The organism is Kitasatospora sp. NPDC030952 (assembly GCF_055571335.1).
This window is the reverse complement of the sequence record NZ_JBVIFM010000004.1, coordinates 269,825-290,362: the sequence shown is the minus strand read 5'-3', so window position 1 is coordinate 290,362 and position 20,538 is coordinate 269,825. Positions and strand designations below refer to the sequence as shown.

8 protein-coding genes are annotated in these 20,538 nt (G+C 75.7%); 4 read left to right on the top strand and 4 right to left on the bottom strand.

Annotation, left to right across the window (positions count from 1 at the left end; genetic code table 11):
- Positions 1 to 124: 124 nt before the first annotated feature.
- On the top strand, positions 125 to 13,558 hold the full coding sequence (locus ACZ47G_RS10950) for a MupA/Atu3671 family FMN-dependent luciferase-like monooxygenase (protein WP_465741151.1): 13,434 nt from the start codon (positions 125 to 127) through the stop codon (positions 13,556 to 13,558).
- Positions 13,555 to 15,099: a condensation domain-containing protein gene (locus ACZ47G_RS10945; RefSeq protein WP_465741149.1), complete on the top strand. Its 1,545-nt coding sequence runs from the start codon at positions 13,555 to 13,557 to the stop codon at positions 15,097 to 15,099. Before ACZ47G_RS10950 ends, ACZ47G_RS10945 begins: the two co-directional genes overlap by 4 nt.
- A 233-nt stretch (positions 15,100 to 15,332) precedes the next feature.
- Here the strand turns inward: ACZ47G_RS10945 and ACZ47G_RS10940 are convergent, their stop codons facing one another.
- Positions 15,333 to 16,154, bottom strand: a complete 822-nt coding sequence (locus tag ACZ47G_RS10940) for a S1 family peptidase (protein ID WP_465741147.1) — start codon at positions 16,152 to 16,154, stop codon at positions 15,333 to 15,335.
- Positions 16,155 to 16,423: 269 nt separating this feature from the next.
- Here ACZ47G_RS10940 and ACZ47G_RS10935 point away from each other — a divergent pair, with 269 nt between their 5' ends.
- Positions 16,424 to 17,251, top strand: a complete 828-nt coding sequence (locus tag ACZ47G_RS10935; RefSeq protein WP_465741145.1) for a DUF4389 domain-containing protein — start codon at positions 16,424 to 16,426, stop codon at positions 17,249 to 17,251.
- A gap of 140 nt (positions 17,252 to 17,391) precedes the next feature.
- Here the strand turns inward: ACZ47G_RS10935 and ACZ47G_RS10930 are convergent, their stop codons facing one another.
- From ACZ47G_RS10930 to ACZ47G_RS10920, 3 genes are all read right to left on the bottom strand, one after another.
- Positions 17,392 to 17,718, bottom strand: coding sequence for a putative quinol monooxygenase (locus ACZ47G_RS10930; RefSeq protein ID WP_465741143.1), 327 nt, complete (start codon positions 17,716 to 17,718; stop codon positions 17,392 to 17,394).
- A 132-nt stretch (positions 17,719 to 17,850) separates the two neighbouring features.
- Positions 17,851 to 18,762, bottom strand: a complete 912-nt coding sequence (locus ACZ47G_RS10925; protein WP_465741141.1) for a hypothetical protein — start codon at positions 18,760 to 18,762, stop codon at positions 17,851 to 17,853.
- A 97-nt stretch (positions 18,763 to 18,859) separates the two neighbouring features.
- Complete coding sequence (locus tag ACZ47G_RS10920; protein ID WP_465741139.1) at positions 18,860 to 19,219, bottom strand: hypothetical protein; 360 nt, start codon at positions 19,217 to 19,219, stop codon at positions 18,860 to 18,862.
- 293 nt (positions 19,220 to 19,512) lie between these two features.
- Between ACZ47G_RS10920 and ACZ47G_RS10915 the strand changes: the two genes are divergently transcribed.
- Positions 19,513 to 20,529 carry an ArsR/SmtB family transcription factor gene (locus ACZ47G_RS10915; RefSeq protein WP_465741137.1) on the top strand — a complete coding sequence of 339 codons (1,017 nt, stop codon included), beginning with the start codon at positions 19,513 to 19,515 and terminating at the stop codon, positions 20,527 to 20,529.
- Positions 20,530 to 20,538 lie beyond the last annotated feature (9 nt).

The following is a 20,538-nucleotide window of genomic DNA, read 5'->3' as shown; positions in this document are numbered from 1 at the left end:
TACCGCGCCACCGGATCCGCCGACGCCCACAAGGCGGCAGGCCACCCCGATCCGCCCACCCTCCGCACCCCGGGGCCGCCGTACCCGCGCACGCCCCGCACCGATCCGAAAGGTGCCGTCGCTGATGAGCCCCACCGGTTCCGACCGCGCCCGGCTGCGCGCCCTGGAGGCCCGGCTGCTGCTGCGTCCCGAGGTCGCCGACTGCGCGCTGCTGCCGGTCGAGCGCGCCGACGGCCGCCCTGGCCTGCTGGCCTACCTGGTGCCCGCCGTCGACACCGATCCGGCCGCACTGCGCCGCCGGGCCACCGGGGCCCTGTGGGATGCCGACCCGGGCGCCGAGGTGCACCTCCTCGACGGCATCGTCCGCACCCCGGAGGGCGAGCCCGACCGCGTCGCCCTCGCCGCCGCGGCGGCCCGGCCGCCGGCCGAGCCCGGTCCCGCCCTGCGCCACCTGCGCGAACTCACCGCGCACTGGAGGCCGTTCGGCGATCCCGGGGCGGCCGCCGGCCCCGCCCCGGACAGCGCGACGGCCGCTCCCGAGGACGCCACCCCCGAGGACGCCGCCCCCGAGGGGGAAGCCGCCGAGGACGTCGGGACCGAGGCGGTCGGCGCCCCGCTGCCCGAGCCACCCCCGGACGCGCCCCGGACGCTGCCCGAGGCGCTGCTGCGCGCCGCCGAGCGGCACCCCGAGCGCGGCCTGCACCTGGTCCGGGCCGACGGCGGGGCGACCAGGCTGACCTACCGTCGACTGCTGGAGCGGGCCCGGCGGACCCTCGCCCTGCTGACCGCCGCCGGACTGCGGGCGGGGGACCGGGTGATCCTCCAAGTGCCGGAGCCGGAGGACTACTTCACCGCCCTGTGGGCCTGCCTGCTGGGCGGGGTGCAACCGGTCACGGTGGCCCGCCCACCGGCGTACGACCAGCCCAACCCCGTCCTGGAGAAGCTCTGGCACGCCTGGCAGACCCTGGAGCAGCCGCCGGTGCTCGCCGCCGGTCCGGCGGTGGCGGGCCTGGCGGGGCTCGGCGAGCTCTACCCGGCGCCCGGCCTGCGGGTCATCGCGGTCGACCGGCCCGCCGACGGCGGCGCACCGCCCGCCCGTACCGGTGCCGAGTCCGCCCGTACCGGTGCCGAGTCCGCCCGTACCGGTGCCGAGCCGGCCCCCGCCGGCGCCGAGCACGCCCCCGACCCGGGTGATGTCGCGATCCTCCAGCTCTCCTCCGGCAGCACCGGCCGCTCCAAGGCCGTGCAGATCACCCACCGCGGCATCCTGGAGTACGTGGCCGGCGCGGTCGCCCAGGGCAGCACCCCCGAGGACGTCACCGTCAACTGGCTGCCGCTGGACCACGTGGCCGGGCTGCTGATGTTCCACCTGCGGGACGTGGCGCTGGCCGCCGACCAGGTGCAGGTGCCCACCGAGCTGGTGCTCGCCGACCCGCTGGTCTGGCTGGACACGCTGGAGCGCTACCGGGGCGCGCACTCCTGGTCGCCCAACTTCGGCTACCGGCTGGTCGCCGAGGCGGTGCGGGCGGCCGGCCCCGACCGGCACTGGGACCTCTCCTCGGTCAAGTCCCTGATCAACGCGGGCGAGCAGTGCACCGAGGCGGTGCTGGACGAGTTCCTGGCCGCCACCGGGCCGTTCGGCGTCCGGGCCGACCATGTGCTGCTGGGCTGGGGCATGGCCGAGACCTGCACCGTCATCACCTACAAGCGCTACCACGAGGACGGCGCCCGCCGCCTGGTGCGCACCGACTCGCTGAGCGGCCGACTGGCGCCCGCCGACCCGGACTCCCCGGAGCGCGGCACCGCCTTCCTCAGCATGGGGCGGCCCGCGCCCGGCACCCGGATCCGGGTGGCCGGCGAGGACGGCCGGGCGCTGCCCGAGTACCGGGTGGGCCGGCTCCAGGTCAACTCCGGCCGGGTGACGCCCGGTTACCTGAACAACCCGGCCGCCGACCGCGAAGCCTTCGTCGGCGACGGCTGGTTCGACACCGGTGACCTCGCCTTCCTGGCCGACGGGGAGGTGGTGCTCACCGGCCGTCGCAAGGAGATCATCATCGTCAACGGGGTGCACCACTTCTGCCACGAGCTGGAGGACGTGGTCGCCTCGGTGGCGGGGGTACGGTCCGGGCACGTCGCCGCCTTCGGGGTCCCGGACGAACGCACCGGCACCGAGCAGCTGGTGATCGCGTACGTGCCGAGCGACCCGGCGGCCCCCGCACCCCCGGTGGCCGCCGAGGTCCGCCGGCTGCTGGCCGCCCGCCGGCAGCCCGCCCCCGCCCTGGTGCTGCCGGTGCCGGCCGCCGAGTTCCCGCGCACCACCAGCGGCAAGATCCAGCGCACCGCCCTGCGCGGGCGCCTGCTCGACGGCGGACTCGACGAGCACATCGTGGCGCTCGACCTGGCCGAGGCCAACTCCCGTACCCTGCCGGACTGCGTGCGCCGGATCGTCTGGGAACCCCGCCCGGCGCCGGAGGCCCCCGCGGCCCCGACCTCCCCGGCCCCGGCCTCCCCGGCCCCGGCCTCCCCGGCCCCGGCCTCCCCGGCCCCGGCCCCGACCACCCCGGCCGACGGCGACCCGGTCGGGCCGACGCTGCTGCTCGGCCCGGCCGGGCCCGGCACCCTGGTCGAGGCGCTGCGCACCGCCCTGCCGGGGGCCGTGGTGGTGGACCGGCCGCCGACCGCCGATCCCCAGCAGTGGCTGCGGGCACTCGGCGAGGAGCGCCCCGGACGGGTGCTGCACCTATGGGGCGCGGCCGACAGGGGAGCAGTCGCCGGGGGCGCGGCCGCCGGGGGAGGGGCCGGCGGGGCAGCGGCCCGGCCCGATGAGGCCGCGCCGCCGGACGAAGCACTGCTCGCCCTGCTGCGGGCCCTGGCCGACCGGCCGCCGTCCGGCGAGCTGGTCACCGTCAGCGCCGGACTGCACGCCGTTCTGCCCGGCGAACTCCCGGACCCGGCAGCATCGTTGACGGCGGCGCTGACCGCCGGAGCCAGAGCCGAGCAACTGGTCCCGGCGGCCAGGCACCTCGACCTACCGACCGGCCTGCCGCCCGCCGAGCAGGCCGCCGCCCTGCTCGCCCTGCTGGCCGAGCCCCGCCCGGAGCCCGAGTGCGCCTGGCGCGAGGGCCGCCCGTGGGTGCCCCGGCTCGGAGCGGCCGAACCCGCCACCGAGGCCCAGGGCTGCTCGCTGCTCTCGCCCGGCGCCCGCTACCTGGTCACCGGCGGCCTCGGCGGGATCGCCGCCGAGCTGCTGCCCGGCCTGTTGCGCGACCACGGCGCCCGGCTGCTGCTGATCGGCCGCACCGACCTGGACGCGCCGACCGCCGAGGCGGCCGAACGCCGTGCCGCGCTGCACCGGCTCGCGGGGTACGGCGGCCGGGTCGACTACCGCCGCGCCGATGTGACGGACCGCGAGCAGCTGGCCGCGGTGGTCGCCGAGGCCGAACGGGACTGGCAGGCACCGCTGGACGGCGTGCTCCACCTGGCCGGCGCCTATCGGATCGCCCTGCTCTCCGGCACCGACCCGGACGGCTGGCGCGAGGCGGTGCGCGCCAAGACGACCGGCACGGACCACCTGATCGAGCTGGTCCGGCAGCGGCCCGGTGCCCAGTTCGTCGGCTTCTCCTCGATGGTCGGCTTCCAGGAGGCCGTCGGCTCCACCGCCTACGCCGCCGCCAACCGCTACCTGGAGAGCGCGGTCGAGCGGCTGCATCAGGAGACCGGCATCCCGGCCTGGACGATCTCCTGGGGCCTGTGGAGCCGGGTCGGCATGAACCGCGCCACCGACCACGAACAGGCCTCCGCCGCCCGGGGCATCGCCGTACTGAGCGCCGCGCACGGCCGCCGACTGGCGACCCTGCTGCTGGCCGGCCCCCCGGGCCGCTGGTACGCCGGGCCCGAGCCGAGCGCTCCTGCCGCGCGCCGCCACCTGCTGGCCACCGCACCGCGGCCGGTTCCCGAGGCGCCCGCGGGTCGGGCGGTCGCGACGCCCGTCGAACCCGCCGCACCTGGGCCCGCCGCGCCCGCACCCGCCGCCACCGAGCTGCGCCGGACCGTCCTGGACGCCTTCGAGGCCGTCCTCGACGCCCCGCTCGACCCGGCCCGCCCATTGGTAGAACTCGGCATCGGGTCACTGCAGTTGATGCGGGTGCACGGTGCACTGAGCGCAGCCCTGCCGACACCTCCTGCGCCCACCGAACTGTTCCGGCACCCCACCGTGGACGCCCTGATCGCCCACCTGTCCGAGGCACCCGCCGTCCCGGCCGCACCCACCGCTCCGACCACCCCGACCACCGCCACCGCGCCCGGCGGCCCCGAGGGTGCCGACCGCCGGGTGGCCATCGTCGGCCTGGCCCTGCGCTTCCCCGGCGCCGACACCCCCGAGCAGTACTGGCGCAACATCGTCGACGGGGTCACCAGCACCACCCGGTTCACCGAGGAGGAGCTGGCGGCGGCGGGCCTGCGCCCGGAGGAGTACCGGCACCCCGACTACGTCCCGGTCACCGGTGCACTGCCCGACACCGACCGCTTCGACGCCGAGGCCTTCGGCATCAGCGGCACCGAGGCCGCGCTGATGGACCCCCAGCAGCGCCTGCTGCTGGAGATCTGCCGCCAGGCCCTGGAGGACGGCGGCTACGACGCGCCCGACCCACAGCGCCGGATCGGGGTCTTCGCCGGCACCGGGATGACCCTGTACGCACTGCGCACCTACTACCAGCACACCCTGGCCGCCACCGCCGACCCGGCCGAGCCGGTGTCCGCGCTGCAGACCGCGATCGGGAACCAGGCCGACTTCGCCGCCACCCGGGTCGCCTACCGGCTGGGCCTGACCGGCCCCGCGATCGGGGTGCAGACCGCCTGCTCCACGTCGCTGGTCGCGGTGCACCTGGCGGCGCAGTCGCTGCTGGCCGGTGACTGCGACCTGGCCCTGGCCGGGGCCGCCGCCCTGCACATCCCGCAGGCCGCCGGCTACCGCTACGAAGAGGGGTCGATCCTCGCCCCCGACGGCGCCTGCCGGGCCTTCGACGCGGCGGCCGGCGGCACGGTCGGCGGCAACGGCGTGGCGGCCGTGCTGCTCAAGCGCCTGGACCGGGCGCTGGCGGACGGCGACACCGTGCACGGCGTGATCCTCGCCTCGGCCGTCAACAACGACGGCGGGCAGAAGGTCGGCTACACCGCGCCCAGCGTGGACGGGCAGGCGGCGGTGGTCGGCCGGGCCCTCGACCTGGCCGGGGTGCCGGCCGAGAGCGTCGGCTACCTCGAGGCGCACGGCACCGGCACCCCGCTGGGCGACCCGATCGAGTTCCGGGCGTTGGCCCAGGCCTTCCGGGCGCGCACCCAGGCCGCCGACTTCTGCTCGCTCGGCTCGGTGAAGCCCAACATCGGCCACCTGGACACCTGCGCCGGAATGGCCGGGCTGATCAAGGCCCTGCTGGTGCTGCGGCACGGCACCATCCCACCGCTGGTCAACTTCAGCCGTCCCAATCCCGCGCTGGAGCTGGCCGGCAGCCCGTTCCGGCTCTCCGCAGAGCGCCGCGACTGGCCGGCCGGTCCGACCCCGCGCCGGGCCGGGGTCAGCGCGCTGGGTGTCGGCGGCACCAACGCCCACCTGGTGCTGGAGCAGGCGCCCGCCCCGGCCGTACCCGGCGGCGCCGACGGCCCCCGGCAGGCGCCGACCGTGCTGCCGTTGTCCGCCCGCACCGAGGAGGGCCTGTCCGCACTGGTCGCCCTGCTCCGCGACCGCCTCGCCACCGGGCCCGCGCCCGCCCCCGGCGACCTGCCGCTCACCCTGGGCGGCGGGCGCCGCGCACTGCGCCACCGCCTCGCCGTCACCGGCACCGGCCCCGACGAGTTGCGCCGAGGCCTGGAGGCCCACCTGGCGGGCCGCACCACCGGAGCCGTACCGGTCCGCCGGGAGGCCCGGCGGACCGACGTCCAGCCGGTGCTGCTGTTCACCGGCCAGGGCGCCCAGCACCGGGGCATGGCCGCCGAACTCCACCGTGCCTTCCCGGTCTTCCGGGCCGTCCTGGAGGAGTGCGACCGGCTGCACCGCGAGGCCTGGGACGAACCGCTGCTTCCGCTGCTGCTCGACCCGGTGCCCCAGGGCGCCGACGACGCCTGGACCACCGAGGCGGCTCAGCCCGCGCTGTTCGCCCTGCAGGCGGCCCAGCTGCGGCTCTGGCAGGAGCTCGGGATCCGTCCGGCCGCGGTCGCCGGACACAGCGCCGGTGAGTACGCGGCCTTCCACGCCGCGGGCGCGCTCGACCTCGCCGACGGGATGTTCCTCACCGCGCTGCGCGGCCGGCTGATGCAGCGGGCGACCGCTCCCGGTGCCATGACGGCGGTGATGGCCGGCCCGCAGCGGCTCGCCGCACTCGCCGACCGGCTGCCCGGGGTGGAGCCGGCCGTGGTCAACGGCGCCGGCCAGTGCGTGCTGGCCGGCCCGCCGGAGGCGATCGCGGCGGCGGAGACCGTCCTGGCCGCCGAGGGCGTGCCCACCGAACGCCTCGCCACCGACCGGGCGTTCCACTCCCGGCTGCTCGACCCGGTGCTCGACCCGCTCCGCGAACAGCTCGCCCGGCTGCGCCTGCGGCCGTTGACCGTACCGCTGGTGAGCAACCTGGGCGGCGAGGTGTTGGCCCCCGGCACCGTGCCCACGCCCGACTACTTCGTCCGGCAGACCCGGGAGACCGCGCGCTTCGACCTGGTGCTGGCCGCCCTGGACGGGCAGGGCCACGAGCTGTTCCTGGAGCTCGGCCCGCACCCGACGCTCACCGGCATGGGCCGCCGGGAGCTGCCGCACCGCCACTTCGTGGCCGCCGCCCGGCGCGGCGCGCCCCAGGAGTCGCAGTTCGACGCCGCGGCCGCCGCGCTGTGGTCCCACGGCGTCCCGATCGACTGGGCGCGCTTCGCCGTCGCCCGGAACTGGCCGGACGGCCCGGCCCGCCGGGTGCCCCTGCCGACCACCGTCTTCCAGCGCCGCCGCCACTGGTTCACCGCCCCCGACCGGCCGACCACCGAGGACCCCGCCATGCACCAGGCACCGCCGCCCCAGCAGAGCGCACCCGCCGCCCAGGCGCCCGTCGCGAGCCCCGAGCAGCTCGCCGAGGAGGCCGTGCTGCGCCGGGTGCTGGAACAGACGGCCCGGCAGCTGGGCCACGACGAGGGGGCGGTCGGCCCGGACGACCCCTTCTTCGACCTGGGCGCCGACTCGCTCGGGATGATCAACATGATCCGGGACCTGGAGCGCGCCTTCCGGGTGCGGATCTCGATGCGCGAACTCTTCGAGGAGTCGGACACCCCGGCCCGGCTGGCGGGGCTGATCGCCGGTCGGCTGGAGCCAGCCGTCCGGGACGCGCTGCTGCCGGCCGCTGAGCCGGAGCCGACCCCGGCCGCGGCGGTTGCGCCGGTCCTGGCTCCGGTCGCGGCCCCGGCCCCGGCCCCGGTCGTCGCCGCACCGGCACCGCAGGCGGCCGCGCCCGTCCTCCCCGCCGCGCCCGCCGTTCCCGGCGTGCCTTCACCGCCCGCCCCGGTCGTGTCCCCGCTGCCGGCCGCGCCCGCCCCGGTGACGGACGGCACCGGCCTGATCGAGCGCCAGCTCGCGCTGCTCGGCCAGTTCTCCGACCTGATGCGCGACCAGCTCGGCCTGCTGGCCGGGACGGGTACGGCGCCGTCCGCGCCCGTCCCGGCGGCGGCCCCCGTCGCCCTGCCGCCGGCCGCCGCCCCGGCCGTCGCGGTCGTCCCCGTCCCCGTCCCGGCCCCTGTCCCTGAGCCCGCCACCCCGGTGGCCCCCGCACCGTCGGCCCCCCAGGTGCACGGCCCCCGGGTGACCCTCTCCCGCGAGTCCGGCATGGCCGCCGGCGGCCTGACCGAGCGCCAGCGCGCCCACGTGGACGAACTGGTCGCCCGCTTCACCGCCCGCACCGCCGCCTCCAAGGCGGTCACCCGCCGCCACCGGCGCACCCTCGCGGACAGCCGCGCCGTGGTCGGCTTCCGCTCCTCGACCAAGGAGATGCTCTACCCGCTGGCGGCCCGTCGTGCCCGGGGCTCCCGGCTGGAGGACCTCGACGGCAACAGCTACGTCGACATCACCATGGGCTTCGGCGTGCTGCTCTTCGGCCACGACCCGGAGTTCGTCTCCGAGGCCGTCCGCGAGCACCTGGCCGGCGGGCTGCGGCTGGGCCCGCGCGGCCCGGAGACCGGCGAGGCCGCCGAGCTGCTGGCCGAGCTGACCGGCACCGAGCGGGTCGCCTTCGCCAACTCCGGCACCGAGGCGAACGCCGGGGCGATCCGGCTGGCCCGCGCCTTCACCGGCCGGGACAAGATCGTCATGTTCGAGGGCTCCTACCACGGCCACTTCGACCACACCCTGGGCCGGACGGTGGGCCACGGCGCCGACCGGGAGACCGTCCCGGTGTCGAGCGGCATCCCCGGCAGCGCGGTCGCCGACCTGGTGGTGCTGAAGTACGGCGATCCGCAGAGCCTCCAGGTCATCGAGGAACTCGGCGACCGGATCGCCGCCGTCCTGGTCGAGCCGGTGCAGAGCCGCCACCCGGGGCGCCAGCCCGTCGAGTTCGTCCGCGCGCTGCGCGAACTGACCGCCCGCCGCGGCATCGTGCTGCTCTTCGACCAGATGCTCACCGGCTTCCGCCCCCACCTTCGCGGCGCCGAGGGCTTCTGGGGCGTGACCCCGGACCTCTCCACCTACGGCAAGGTGCTCGGCGGCGGCTACCCGATCGGCGCGATCGCCGGGCGCGCCGACCTCCTGGACGGCATCGACGGCGGCCACTGGGACTACGGGGACGACAGCTACCCGCCCCAGGACACCACCTTCTTCGGCGGCACCTACATCCAGCACCCGCTGGCGATGACCGCGGCCGGCGCCGTGCTGCGCCACCTCAAGGAGGCCGGCCCCGGCCTCCAGGAGCGGCTGAACGCCCGCACCGACGAACTGGCCGCGACCCTCAACGGGTTCTTCGAGGAGGAGGAGTTCCCGCTGCGGCTGGCCCACTTCGGCTCGCTGTTCCGGTTCGAGCCGAGGGCCGACGTGGAGCTGTTCTTCCCGGAGCTGCTGACCCGCGGGGTCTACGTCTGGGAGTGGCGCAACTTCTTCCTCTCCACCGCCCACACCGACGGCGACCTGGAGTTCGTGGCCGACGCCGTCCGGGACTCGCTGCGCGGCCTGCGGCGCGGCGGCTTCTTCCCGGCCTCGCCCGGGGTACGGCTCCCGGCCCCGCGGCCGGCGGCCGTCCTTCCGGAGCCCGGATCGGAAACCCGGACGGGTATCGAGCCCGCCGCCACGCCGTACCAGCCGGTTCGCGATCCCCAGCGCCCGGTGGACTTCAGCCTCTACTTCTTCGGCGACTACCCCCTGGACTCCCCGGAGGACGAGAAGTACCGCATCGTCCTGGACAGCGCCCGGTTCGCCGACCGGCACGACTTCCACGCCGTCTGGCTGCCGGAGCGCCACTTCCACTCCTTCGGCGGGATCTTCCCCAACCCCTCGGTGCTGGCCGCCGCGTTGGCCCGGGAGACCAGCAGGATCCGGCTCAACGCCGGCTGCGCGGTGCTGCCACTGCACCACCCCGTCCGGGTGGCCGAGGAGTGGTCGGTGGTCGACAACCTCTCCGGCGGCCGGGTCGGCCTGGGCTGCGCCAGCGGCTGGCACCCCAACGACTTCCTGTTCTTCCCGGAGAACTACGGCGGCCACAAGGAACTGATGCACCGTCAGATCGACACCGTGCGGGCGCTCTGGCGCGGCGAGCCCTACCGCGGCCGCAACGGCAACGGGGAGCCGATCGAGGTGACCCTGCACCCGCGCCCCCTGCAGGAACAGCCGCCGATGTTCACCGCGATCGTCGGCAACCCGGACAGCTTCCGCGAGGCCGCCCGGCACGACCTCGGGGTCATCACCAACCTGATGACCCAGGACGTGGCCCAGCTCGCCGAGAACGTCGCCCTCTACCGGCGCACCCGGGCCGAACACGGCCTGGACCCGGAGGCCGGCCGGGTGGTCGTGCTGGTCCACACCTACCTGGGCACCGACCTCGACACCGCCCGCGCCCAGGCTTACCGCCCGTTCTGCCACTACCTGCGCTCCTCGCTCTCGCTGTTCGGGCAGATGGCCAACAGCCTCGGCCTGACCCTGGACTTCGAGAACACCCGCGAGGAGGACCTGGAGTTCGTGCTGGAGCGCGCCTACGAGCGCTACTGCGCCTCGCGCGCCCTGATCGGCACCCCGGAGAGCGTGCGGTCGGTGCTCGCCGAGCTCCGGGCGGCCGGCGCGGACGAGATCGCCTGCTTCGTCGACTTCGGCCTCGCCCCCGACCTGGTGGCCGCCGGGCTGCCGCAGCTGGACGCGCTGCGCCGCGCCACCGGTCGCGGCGCCCCGCTGTCCTACGCCCAGCAGCGGATGTGGTTCCTGCACCGGATGCTGCCCGACGCCGCGCAGTACAACGAGGTCAAGGCCGTCGAACTGGACGGCCCGCTGGACCCGGAGGCACTGGATGCCGCGCTGCGCGCGCTGGTGGAACGGCACGTCGGGCTGCGCACCGTGTTCCGGGAGCAGGACGGCGAACCGTTCCAGCAGGTGCTCCCGGCGCCGGAGGGCCCACTGCTGGAGCGGATCCCGGTGAGCGCGGTGGACGCGGTGGACGCGGTGGACGCGGTGGGCGAGGCCGGTGCGGTCGGTGCGGCGGGCGAGGCCGGTGCGGCGGGCGCCGCTGACGGCTCGGCACAGGGGGCGGTGGCCGCGCTGGTGGCCGCCGAGGGCGTCCACCGCTTCGACCTGGCCGAGGGCCCGCTGTTCCGCGCCCGGCTGCTGGAGACCGGGCCCGAGCGGCACGTCCTGGTGCTCTCGATGCACCACATCGTGATCGACACCCTGTCCACCGTGGTGATCACCCGGGAGCTGGGGGAGCTGTACCGGGCCGCCCGGGAGCAGCGGCCGCACCGGCTGCCGGCGCTCACCACGACCCCGGCCGCCGAGGCCGCCCGGGAGCGGGCCGCGGTGGCCGCCGGGGCGTACGAGGACAGCCTCGGGTACTGGCGCAAGGTGCTCGGCGGCGGCCTGCCGGTGCTGGCCCTGCCCACCGACCGGCCCCGCCCCGCGGTGCCGGACGGCCGCGGCCGCGCCCACGTCCGCCACCTTCCCGCCGAACTCTCCGCAGGCGTAAGGGACTTGGCCCGCAGTCGGCGCTCGACCCTGTTCATGGTGCTGCTCACCGCCTTCGCCGGGGTGCTCCAGCGCTACGGCGGCCAGGACGAGGTGGTGCTGGGCACCCCGCTGGCCAACCGGGCGGAGGGCACCGAGGACCTCGTCGGCTTCTTCGTCAACACCCTGGCGCTGCGGCTGGACCTCTCCGGGGAGCCGGACTTCGCCGAGGCGCTGGACCGGGTCCGCTCCAGCGCGCTGGACGCCTACGAGCACCAGCAACTGCCCTTCGAGGTCCTGGTGCAGGAGCTGAACCCGCAGCGGGACACCAGCCGCAACCCGCTCTTCCAGGTCCTGGTCGAGTTCGAGAACCACGCGGTCTTCGAACTGGACCTGCCCGGGGTGACCGCCCGTCCGCTGGACCACGTGGTCGACCGCTCCGCCTTCGACCTGTCGCTGTTCCTCACCAACCTGCCGGACGGCATCCGCTGCCAGGTCGAGTACGCCGAGACCCTGTTCGACCGGGCCACGGTGGACCGGCTGTTCGACGCCTTCGAGCGGCTGCTCGCCGCCGCCGTCGCCGACCCGGCCCGACCGCTCGCCGAGCTGACCGCCGCCCCGGTCGACCCCGCCCTGGAGTGCGGGCCCGAGGCGGAGCGGGCGCCCGCGCACCCGCTGGCCAGGGTGGCCGCCACGGCGGCCGCCCAGCCGGACGCCGTCGCGGTGGTCGCGCCCGACGGCACCCCGACCGACTACCGGACGGTGGCCGCCCGGGCCGAGGAACTCGCCCGCCGACTGCTGGCCGCCGGGGTGCGCGAGGGCAGCCGGGTGGGCGTACTGCTGCCGCGCTCGGTGGACCAGGTGGCCGCGCTGCTGGCGGTGCTGCGGCTGGGCGCCGTCCTGGTGCCGATCGACCCGGTGCAGGGTGCGGAGCGCTGCCGGCTGATCGCCGCGGACGCCGCACCGACCGTGCTGCTCACCGCCCCGGGCACCGACCTGATGGGCATCACCCTGCCGACCGTCCACACCGGTGCCGGGGCGGGCACCGAGGCCGTCGAACTGCCGCCGCTGCCCGTCCCCTCGGCGCAGTCCGGCGCCTACCTGCTGTACACCTCCGGCTCCACCGGCCGGCCCAAGGGAGTGCTGATGCACACCCTCGGCCTGGCCTCCTTCCTGGCCTGGAACGTCGCCGGCCACCCGGCCGCCCGCACCCTCCAGTACGCCTCCTGCGGGTTCGACGTCAGCGTCCAGGAGGTGCTGACCACCCTGTCCGGCGGCGGCACCCTGCTGCTGATCGAGGAGGAGACCCGCTACGACATCACCGCGCTGGCCGCCGTGGTCCGCGCCACCCGGGCCGAGCGGCTGCACCTGCCGTACACCCCGCTGGCCGCGCTGGTCGAGGCCCTCGGCGACCAACCGGTGCCCCACCTGCGCGAACTCGTCCAGGGCGGCGAGCAGTTGCTGCTCACCCCGGCACTGCGGGCCTTCCTGGCCCGCAATCCCGGCTGCCGACTGGTGAACCACTACGGCCCCACCGAGACCCACGGGGTCACCGCCGGCGAGGTCGACCCGGACGGACCGGACCACGCGGCGATCGGCCGCCCGGCGCCGGGCAACCGGATCGTGCTGCTGGACACCGCCGGGCGCCCGACCCCGGTCGGGGCGGTCGGTGAGATCCATGTGCTCGGCGTCCAGGTCGGGCTCGGCTACCACGGCCGGCCGGAGGAGACCGCCGCCGTCTTCACCGACACCCCGGAGGGCCGCCGCTACCGCACCGGCGATCTCGGTCGGTGGCGGCCGGACGGCACCCTGGAGTACCTGGGCCGGGCCGACCGCCAGGTCAAGGTGCGCGGCTACCGGGTCGAACCGGGCGAGGTCGAGACGGTGCTGCGGACCGTGCCCGGGGTGCGCGGCGCGGCGGTGACGGCGCGCCGCACCCAGGCCGGCACCACGCTGGCCGGGTACGTGCAGTGCGCGGCCGCCGACCTGCCCCGGGTCCGCGACCACCTGGCCGACCTGCTGCCCGAGCACATGGTGCCGGGGCTCTGGGCCGCCGTCCCGGCGCTGCCGTTCACCGTGAACGGCAAGCTCGACGCCGACGCCCTGCCGGAACCGCTGCCGCTGGGCGCCGGCCTGGCCGCCGCCGCCCCGGCCACCGAGCTGGAGCGCACCGTGCAACGGCTGTGGGAGGAGGAACTCGGCGGCCCCGCAGGCGTGGAGACCTCCTTCTTCGACCTCGGCGGCCACTCGCTGGCCGCCACCCGGCTGCTGAACCGGGTCCGCGAGGCGACCGGGCTGCGGATCGGCGTGCTGGACTTCTTCCGCCGCCCCACCATCCGGGCGATGGCCGCCCACCGCCCGGCGACCGAGCACCGCCCGGCCCCCGCCTACGAGGAGGGCACCCTGTGACCGCCGCCGCACCCGTCACCCCGACGGCCGCCTCGCCCGCCACCCCGTCCACCGGCTCGCCCGCTACCTCGTCCACCGGCTCGTCCGCCGCCGGGACGGACTGGGACCGGCTGGTCCGGCTGCTCGACGAACGCGACATCGTGCTGCGCACCACCGGCGACCGGCTCGGCTACCTGGCCCCGCCCGGCGCGCTGGACGAGGAGGTGGCCGGGCTGGTCCGGGCGCACCGGGAGCGGCTGCTGGCCGTCCTGACCGACTCCGGTACGGCGCTCGCCGCCGCGCCGGCCGGGCTGGCCCAACGCCGCCTGTACCGGACGCACGGCCGCTCCGCGGACCCGGCGGTGTGGAACATCAGCCAGCGCATCACCCTGCGCGGGCCGCTGGACCCCGAGCGGCTGGCCGCCGCGCTGACGGCGCTGACCGACCGCCACGAGAGCCTGCGGACCCGCTACCGGGACACCGACCTGGGCCTGCTCCAGCAGGTGCTGCCGAACACCCCGGTGGCACTGCCGGTCGACGACCTGCGGGCGCTCGCCCCCGCCGCCCGGGACGCGGCCCTCGCCGAGGCCACCCGGGCGGAGGGCGCGATGGCCTTCGACCTGGCCGGGGCCCGGCTGCTGCGCGCCCGGCTGCTGCGATCGGCCGACGACGCCTGGACGCTGCTGCTGACGCTCCACCACATCGTCGTCGACGGCTGGTCGCTGGCCACCCTGCTGGCCGACCTGGGCGCGCTCTACCGCGCCGACGGCAAGCCGCTGCCGGACCCGGGCCGGATGACCGACCACGCCTGCTGGGAGCGGACGGTGGTCACCCCGGCCGCCGTCGCCGAGGCCCTCGACCACTGGACCGAGACCCTGGGCGGCACCCCGCTGACCGTCGACCTGCCCACCGCCCGGCCGCGCCCCGAGCAGCGCTCCGGGCGCGGCGGCACCGTCGACCTGCGCGTCCCGGCGGCCCTGGCCGAGGCGGTGCGCCGCTACGCCGCCGGGCGCTCCACCACCGCCTCGGCCGTCTTCCTCGCCGGCTACGCCCGGCTGCTGGGCGAGCTGACCGGGGCGGCGGAGACCGTGGTGGTGCTCTCCCACGCCAACCGCACCCGGCCGGTCGACGAGCAGGTCGTCGGCCTGCTCACCTTCGGCCTGCCGATCCGGCTGCCGACCCGCTGCCCGGGCGGGTTCGGGGCCCTGGTGGACGCGGCCGCGCAGGCGATCGCCACTGCCCTCGACCACGCCACGGTGCCCTTCGGCCAGCTGGTCGAGCAGCTGCGCGAGCGCGGCGTACGGCTGCCGGACTCGTACCCGCAGGTCCTGCTCACCGTGCAGAGCACCCCGACCATCGCCCTCGACCTCCCCGGCCTCACCGCCGAGATCGAGGACGTACCGGGCCCCTCCAACCGCTCCGACCTGCTCCTGCTGCTCGCCCCGGACCGGGACGGCTACGCGGGCCTGGCCGAGTACGACGCCGACCTCTTCGACCCCGGGACGGTGCGCTCCTGGCTGGAGACCCTGGTGGCCGGCCTCGCCCGGGACCTGACGGACTGACCGTCCGAGGTCGTCGGGCTCCGCACGCATGGGATGACGCGGCGTTGGCCCCGTGGGCCAGAGAGGGCCGTGCGAGAGCCGCGCTTCGCCTCGCCGGCCGGCCGGGCGACGGCCACCAGCTGAGTCCCGGCCTGTCCTACTGACCGGCGGCGGGTGACGGGCTCGGGTTCCGCCCGAGCCCGTCGGCGCCTGTCACCGCCCGGTCGCCGTGCCGGAGGCGCCGGGTACCGGGCTCAGCCGTTCGCGCGGATCGTCGCGCGGATCCAGTCGGCGTAGGCGGGGGCGCTGCTGTAGAGGCCGGGGCCGGAGGAGCAGGGGACGTGTCCACCGACGCCGGGGCCGGAGGTGACGCCGATGAGTTCCCAGCGCCCGCCCCGGTCGCGCTGAATCTGCGGTCCACCGGAGTCGCCGAAGCAGGCCATCGCCCGGGGGACCCGGCTGACGGTGCACAGCCGGGTGGGTCCCGCGTAGCCGGGGTCGCACTCGGATTCGGCCGCCCGGCGGGTGTCGAGCTGCTGGAGGTGATCCGGGAACTTCAGGCCGCCGAGGTCGTTGGTGTCGGCGACGGTGCCGAAGCCGAGCAGCCGGGTCGGGGTACCCGGGACGCCGGGCCGTACGGCGATGGGGACGGGTCGTTCCTGGACCGGGCGGTCCAGGCGGATCAGTGCGACATCGTTCAGATTGGGTCCGGTATTGCCTCCCTGCCGGTAGCCGGGGTGGGTGAAGGTGCCGGCGATCGCGCGGACGGTGCCGCCGGACTTGCGCTCGTCGCTGCCGATGCGGACGATGCCCGCAGGCTTGACCAGGTTCGGGTCGACGCAGTGGGCCGCCGTCAGCACCCACTGGTGGTCGATCAGCGAGGCGCCGCAGACACCGTCGTCCAGGCCCGGGGCCGACACCGGGACGGAGGCCATGAACGGGTAGCGCTGGGTGGTGTCCGTCCCGTTGACGATCGCCCCGGCGCTGCCGGCCGTCGCCACTGCGCACCCGACGGCGATCGCGGCCACGGTCGCGACGCGGGCCGCGCGGCGCTTCATGAACTTCCCGCTGAGCATCAGGGATTCTCCTTCGTAAGTGGGATTTCCTTCTGCCCTCAGCCTTCCTTTTCAAGATCCACAGAGCCATCCGGCCAACCGGCATACGGATGGTGGGGATTACCCCCGCTCCTGGGGACCGGCCAGGTCGCTGCTGCCCCGAGCGGGGGTACCGGCCTACCCGTCCGGCGCAGCACGGCGCGCGGGGCGGGCGGGCGACTGCGATCTTCGGAGGGACCCGGCAGTGACCGACTGCCGGGTCCCGTCGTCCCGAGACCGTGGAGGCCCGGATGTGGCAGGCTCCCCCCGCCCCCGTCAGCCGTGAGTGGCTTCCGGTGCTGGACATGCCGGCGGCCGGCGGGCAGAACCGCTGGACGGTGCTGCTGCGCCTCCTGCTGCTGGTCCCGCAGTTCGTGGTGGTGTGGGTGCTGTCGCTGGTGGCGTTCGTCGTCACCGTGATCGGCTGGTTCGGCGCGCTGGTCCTCGGCCGGCTGCCCGCGTTCGTGGCGGACTACCTGACCGCGTTCGTCCCGTACGAGACCAGGGTCAACGCGTATTTGATGCTCACCGTGGACCGCTACCCGCCGTTCCGGTTCCGGGCGCCCGAGTACCCGGTGCAGGTGGACCTGCGGCCGGGCGAACTGAACCGGCTGGCCGTGCTGTTCCGCATCATCCTGGTGATCCCGGCGTCGATCGTGCAGGGTCTGGTGCACGCGGGCTGGTGGATGGTCTCGTTCATCAGCTGGCTGGTGGTGCTGGCCCTCGGCCGGATGCCGCAGCCGCTGTACGAGGCGACGACGGCGATCCTGCGCTACCAGCTGCGGTACACCGCCTACCTGATGATGCTCACCTCCGCCTACCCCAAGCGGCTGTTCGGCGAGGAGCCGGGCAGTGAGCCCGAGCGGGTGTCGGCCACCCGCCCGCTGGTGCTGAGCGGCGGTGGGCGCGGCCTGGTGGTCCTGTTCCTGATCCTCGGGCTGGTCTCCTGGGCGACGGGCTCCGTCACCGCCTCGGTGAACGGCGACGACGACGACAACGACGACAACGGCACCAATCCGAGCCGGCACGTCATCGCGCCGCTGGTCCCGGGCCCGGTCGAGCGGGGCGCCGCCGGCTGACGGGCGGGACGGACCCGGCCGAGGGTCAGGGCCGGACCGGGGGCGGCCACCGGCCCCCGGTCTCACCCTAAGGTTCACCGTTAGGCTCGGGCCCAGGGCTTGCCCCGGGGCGTGCCCCGGGGCGTGCCCCGGGGCGTGTCCTAGCGGGGTGTGATCTCCCCCATCAGGTCCCAGCCCTCGCGGTCCGGGAGGTCGACGCTGATGATCCTCGGTTTGGCGGCGACCGCGCCGGCCAGCGTCTCCATCGCCTGCCGGAAGTGCGCCGACTCGACGTGGGCCCGGCCGGCCTCGCCGTCCCGGAAGCCCTCCACCAGCACGTACTCGTCCGGGTCGTCGACGCTGCGGGACCAGTCGAAGAACAGGTTGCCCGGCTCGGCGCGGGTGGCCTCGGTGAAGTCGCGGACGATGTCCAGCCACCGGGCGCTGTGCTCGGGGCGGACGGGGAACTTCGCGGTGATGAAGATCATGGAGGTCTCTCGGCTCGGTGGAACGGTCGAGTCCCCACCCTGCCCGAGTGCCGCCCGCCGCGCGAAACGGACGCCGCCGCGGTTCCACCCAGGCCGGAAAGCGCCGCCCCGCCGGGCCACCCGCGGGGGCCGCTACCCGGCCCCGCCCGTCGCGACGACCTGCTCCGCGTCGGCGACGTGCCGGCTGACACCCTGGGCGAACGTCGCCAGGTCGTCCGGGTGCGCTGCGATGTACTGCCGGTCGTAGGCGGACTGGACGGCCACCGCGATCCCCATGAAGCCGGTGGACCGCTTGCAGGCGTCATCGGCGGTCGCGGTGGCGATCTCGGCCGGACTGTGGGTGACGGAGGCTCCGCTGCTCCGCGTCCGGTCGCGCCAGCGCGGGTCCAGGTAGGCGTCGGCCGGGGTGGCGTAGGAGAACCCGTGCTCCTTCATGCAGCCGCTCCACCGCCGGTCGGCCGCCACGACGCGGGGGTCGGTCAGGGGTTCCTTCGGCCCGCCGTCGGGGAGGGCCGAAGGGTCGGAGTGCAGGAACCTCGATCCGCCGACGGCGTCCAGGCCCTCCTGCAGGCAGCCGCCCTTGGGGACCGGCTTGCCCTGGTACTCGGTGATCGGCGCGCCGGTCGCGTCCCGCCCGGTGAGTGCCTGCCGGGTGGCAGCGGAGGCGGGCTGCCCGGTCCCGGTGGCCACGACGGCGTCGTAGCCGGTGGTCGCGACGCGCTCGGGCGCGAAGTACCCGTAGAGCTGGGAGCGGACGTCCCGGTCGTCGGCGTCCTCGGCCTGGGCCGGGTCCGGTCCGGGAGGCTCCGAGATGCCCAGCCGGCGCAGACAGCGGGCACTCGTGAGGTAGGCGGCCCGGGCCACGGTGCGGGACTGCGCCGCGGTGGGGAGGTAGGCGTCGATCGGACGCACCACCTGGCCGACGCCGGTGACGGTGGGGATCTCGCCCAGCTGCGGGGGTTCCGGGCGGCTGCCTGACGCGCCGCAGCCCGCGAGGGCCGCCAGCAGGGCGATCGTCAGGGCCGAGGTGGTCGAGCGTTTCATGTCCGTCCTTCGGGAGCGGGCACGGCGGAGCGGCACCCGCCACGGGTGACCGTGGTCGGTGGCGGGTGCCGGACTCACGTGCCGGTACGGCCGGGGATCACGTCCAGTTCGGGTTGTCGATCTCCAGCGCGTAGGTGATCACGCCGCCGAGGTAGCCGGTGGACTGTCCGGGCTTCAGGCGGACGACGCCGCTCGAGTTGTAGAACTGGGCCCAGTTCCACTGCGTCGACTCGTAGGTGACGTGGTCGATCTCGCCGATCCCGAAGAGGCTGCTGACGTTCTTGTAGCCGATGGAGCCTTCGGCGCAGTAGTTGCCGTTGCCACTGGTGTTCACCGTGAGCCCGTACGTCGGGCAGCCCACCCCGCCGATGGCGTTCGCCGGGGCCGCCACGGCCACGCCGGCCAGGGCGAGGCCGGCGGTGGCGGTGAGGGTGAGGAGCTTCCTGCCGATCTGCATGAGGATCCCTTCGATCGAGGTGTCGAGGTGTCGAGGTGTCGAGGCAACAGGTTGTCGAGGCATCGGGGTGTCGAGGCATCGAGCTGTCCGGGTACCGCGGGGCCGGGTACCGCGGGGCGGGGGCTTCCGGTCGTCCCGGCCCCGCTGTCCCGGCCCAGACAGAGGGTGGCCGCCGGGGTCGCGGCGGCGCGAGCTGTTCAGCCGGAACCGAATACTCCCGAAACCGCCCCGAAGCCGTCCGGAGCACGCCATGCTGGCCGCCGTCGGCTGCCGGACCGGCCCATGGGGGAGACATGCTCGAACTGCGGTTCACCGTGCCGGATGTGGCCCGCACCAGGGTCACCGTCTCGCCGCTGGACCAGATCCTCGGCGGGACCGCCGGCGCCCGACACCGGTGCGCCGGTGCCACGTCGGTGCGCGACCGCTGGTGGCGCGGGGCGCGCCGGCACGTGCCGGACCGGGCCGCGCCCTTCCTGGAACTCCTCAACGCCGGTCCCGGAGTCCTCCCGGACTTCCTCGCGGTCAGCGTCGAGTCCTGCCACCGCCGGCTCGCCGACGAGCTGGATGTCATCCTCGCCGTCACCGAGGACAGCCTGCGCCAGGACCTCGCCCTCTATGGCGATGGGCCTGATCTGCCGGCCGTGGTCAGGGACTTGAGGGACGGCGGGCCGCGCCGGTTGCGGCGGGTCACCGACGGCATCTGGGAGCTGTTCCGGTCCTGTTTCGCGTCGGACTGGCCCGACATCCAGCGCGCCCTGACGGCGGACATCGCCGAGCTCTCCCGCTCCGCGGCCGAAGCCGGCACCGGCGCCATGCTGGAGGCCGTCCACCCCGGGGCGGTCTGGCGGGCCGACGGCGTGCTGCGGATCCCCGCGCACGCGCTGCACGACCGGTTCGCCCTGGACGGGCAGGGGTTGGAACTGCGCCCCAACTTCTTCCTGACCTCGGTCGCTGCGGCCCTGGACGGACGGCAACCGGCGGCGCTGCTGTACCCGGTCCGCGTTCCGCCGCCAGATCCGGGCACCGTCCGGAAAGCCGACGGACTCGCCCTGCTCGTCGGGGAGACCCGTGCCCGCGCCCTGCGCTCGATCGGCCTCGGCCCCTGCACCACCAAACTGCTCAGCGAACGCATCGGCCTCAGCCCGGCCTCCGCCTCCGCCCACGCCACCGCCCTGCGCGCCGCCGGGGCGATCACCACGGAGCGCGTCGGGACGGAGGTCCGCCACGCCCTCACCCCGCTCGGGCAGGACCTCCTGCTGCACAATCCCGAGCCGGTGGTGTCGGGCCCGCGGCGGGCTGGTGGCGGGTAGTCGGCAGAC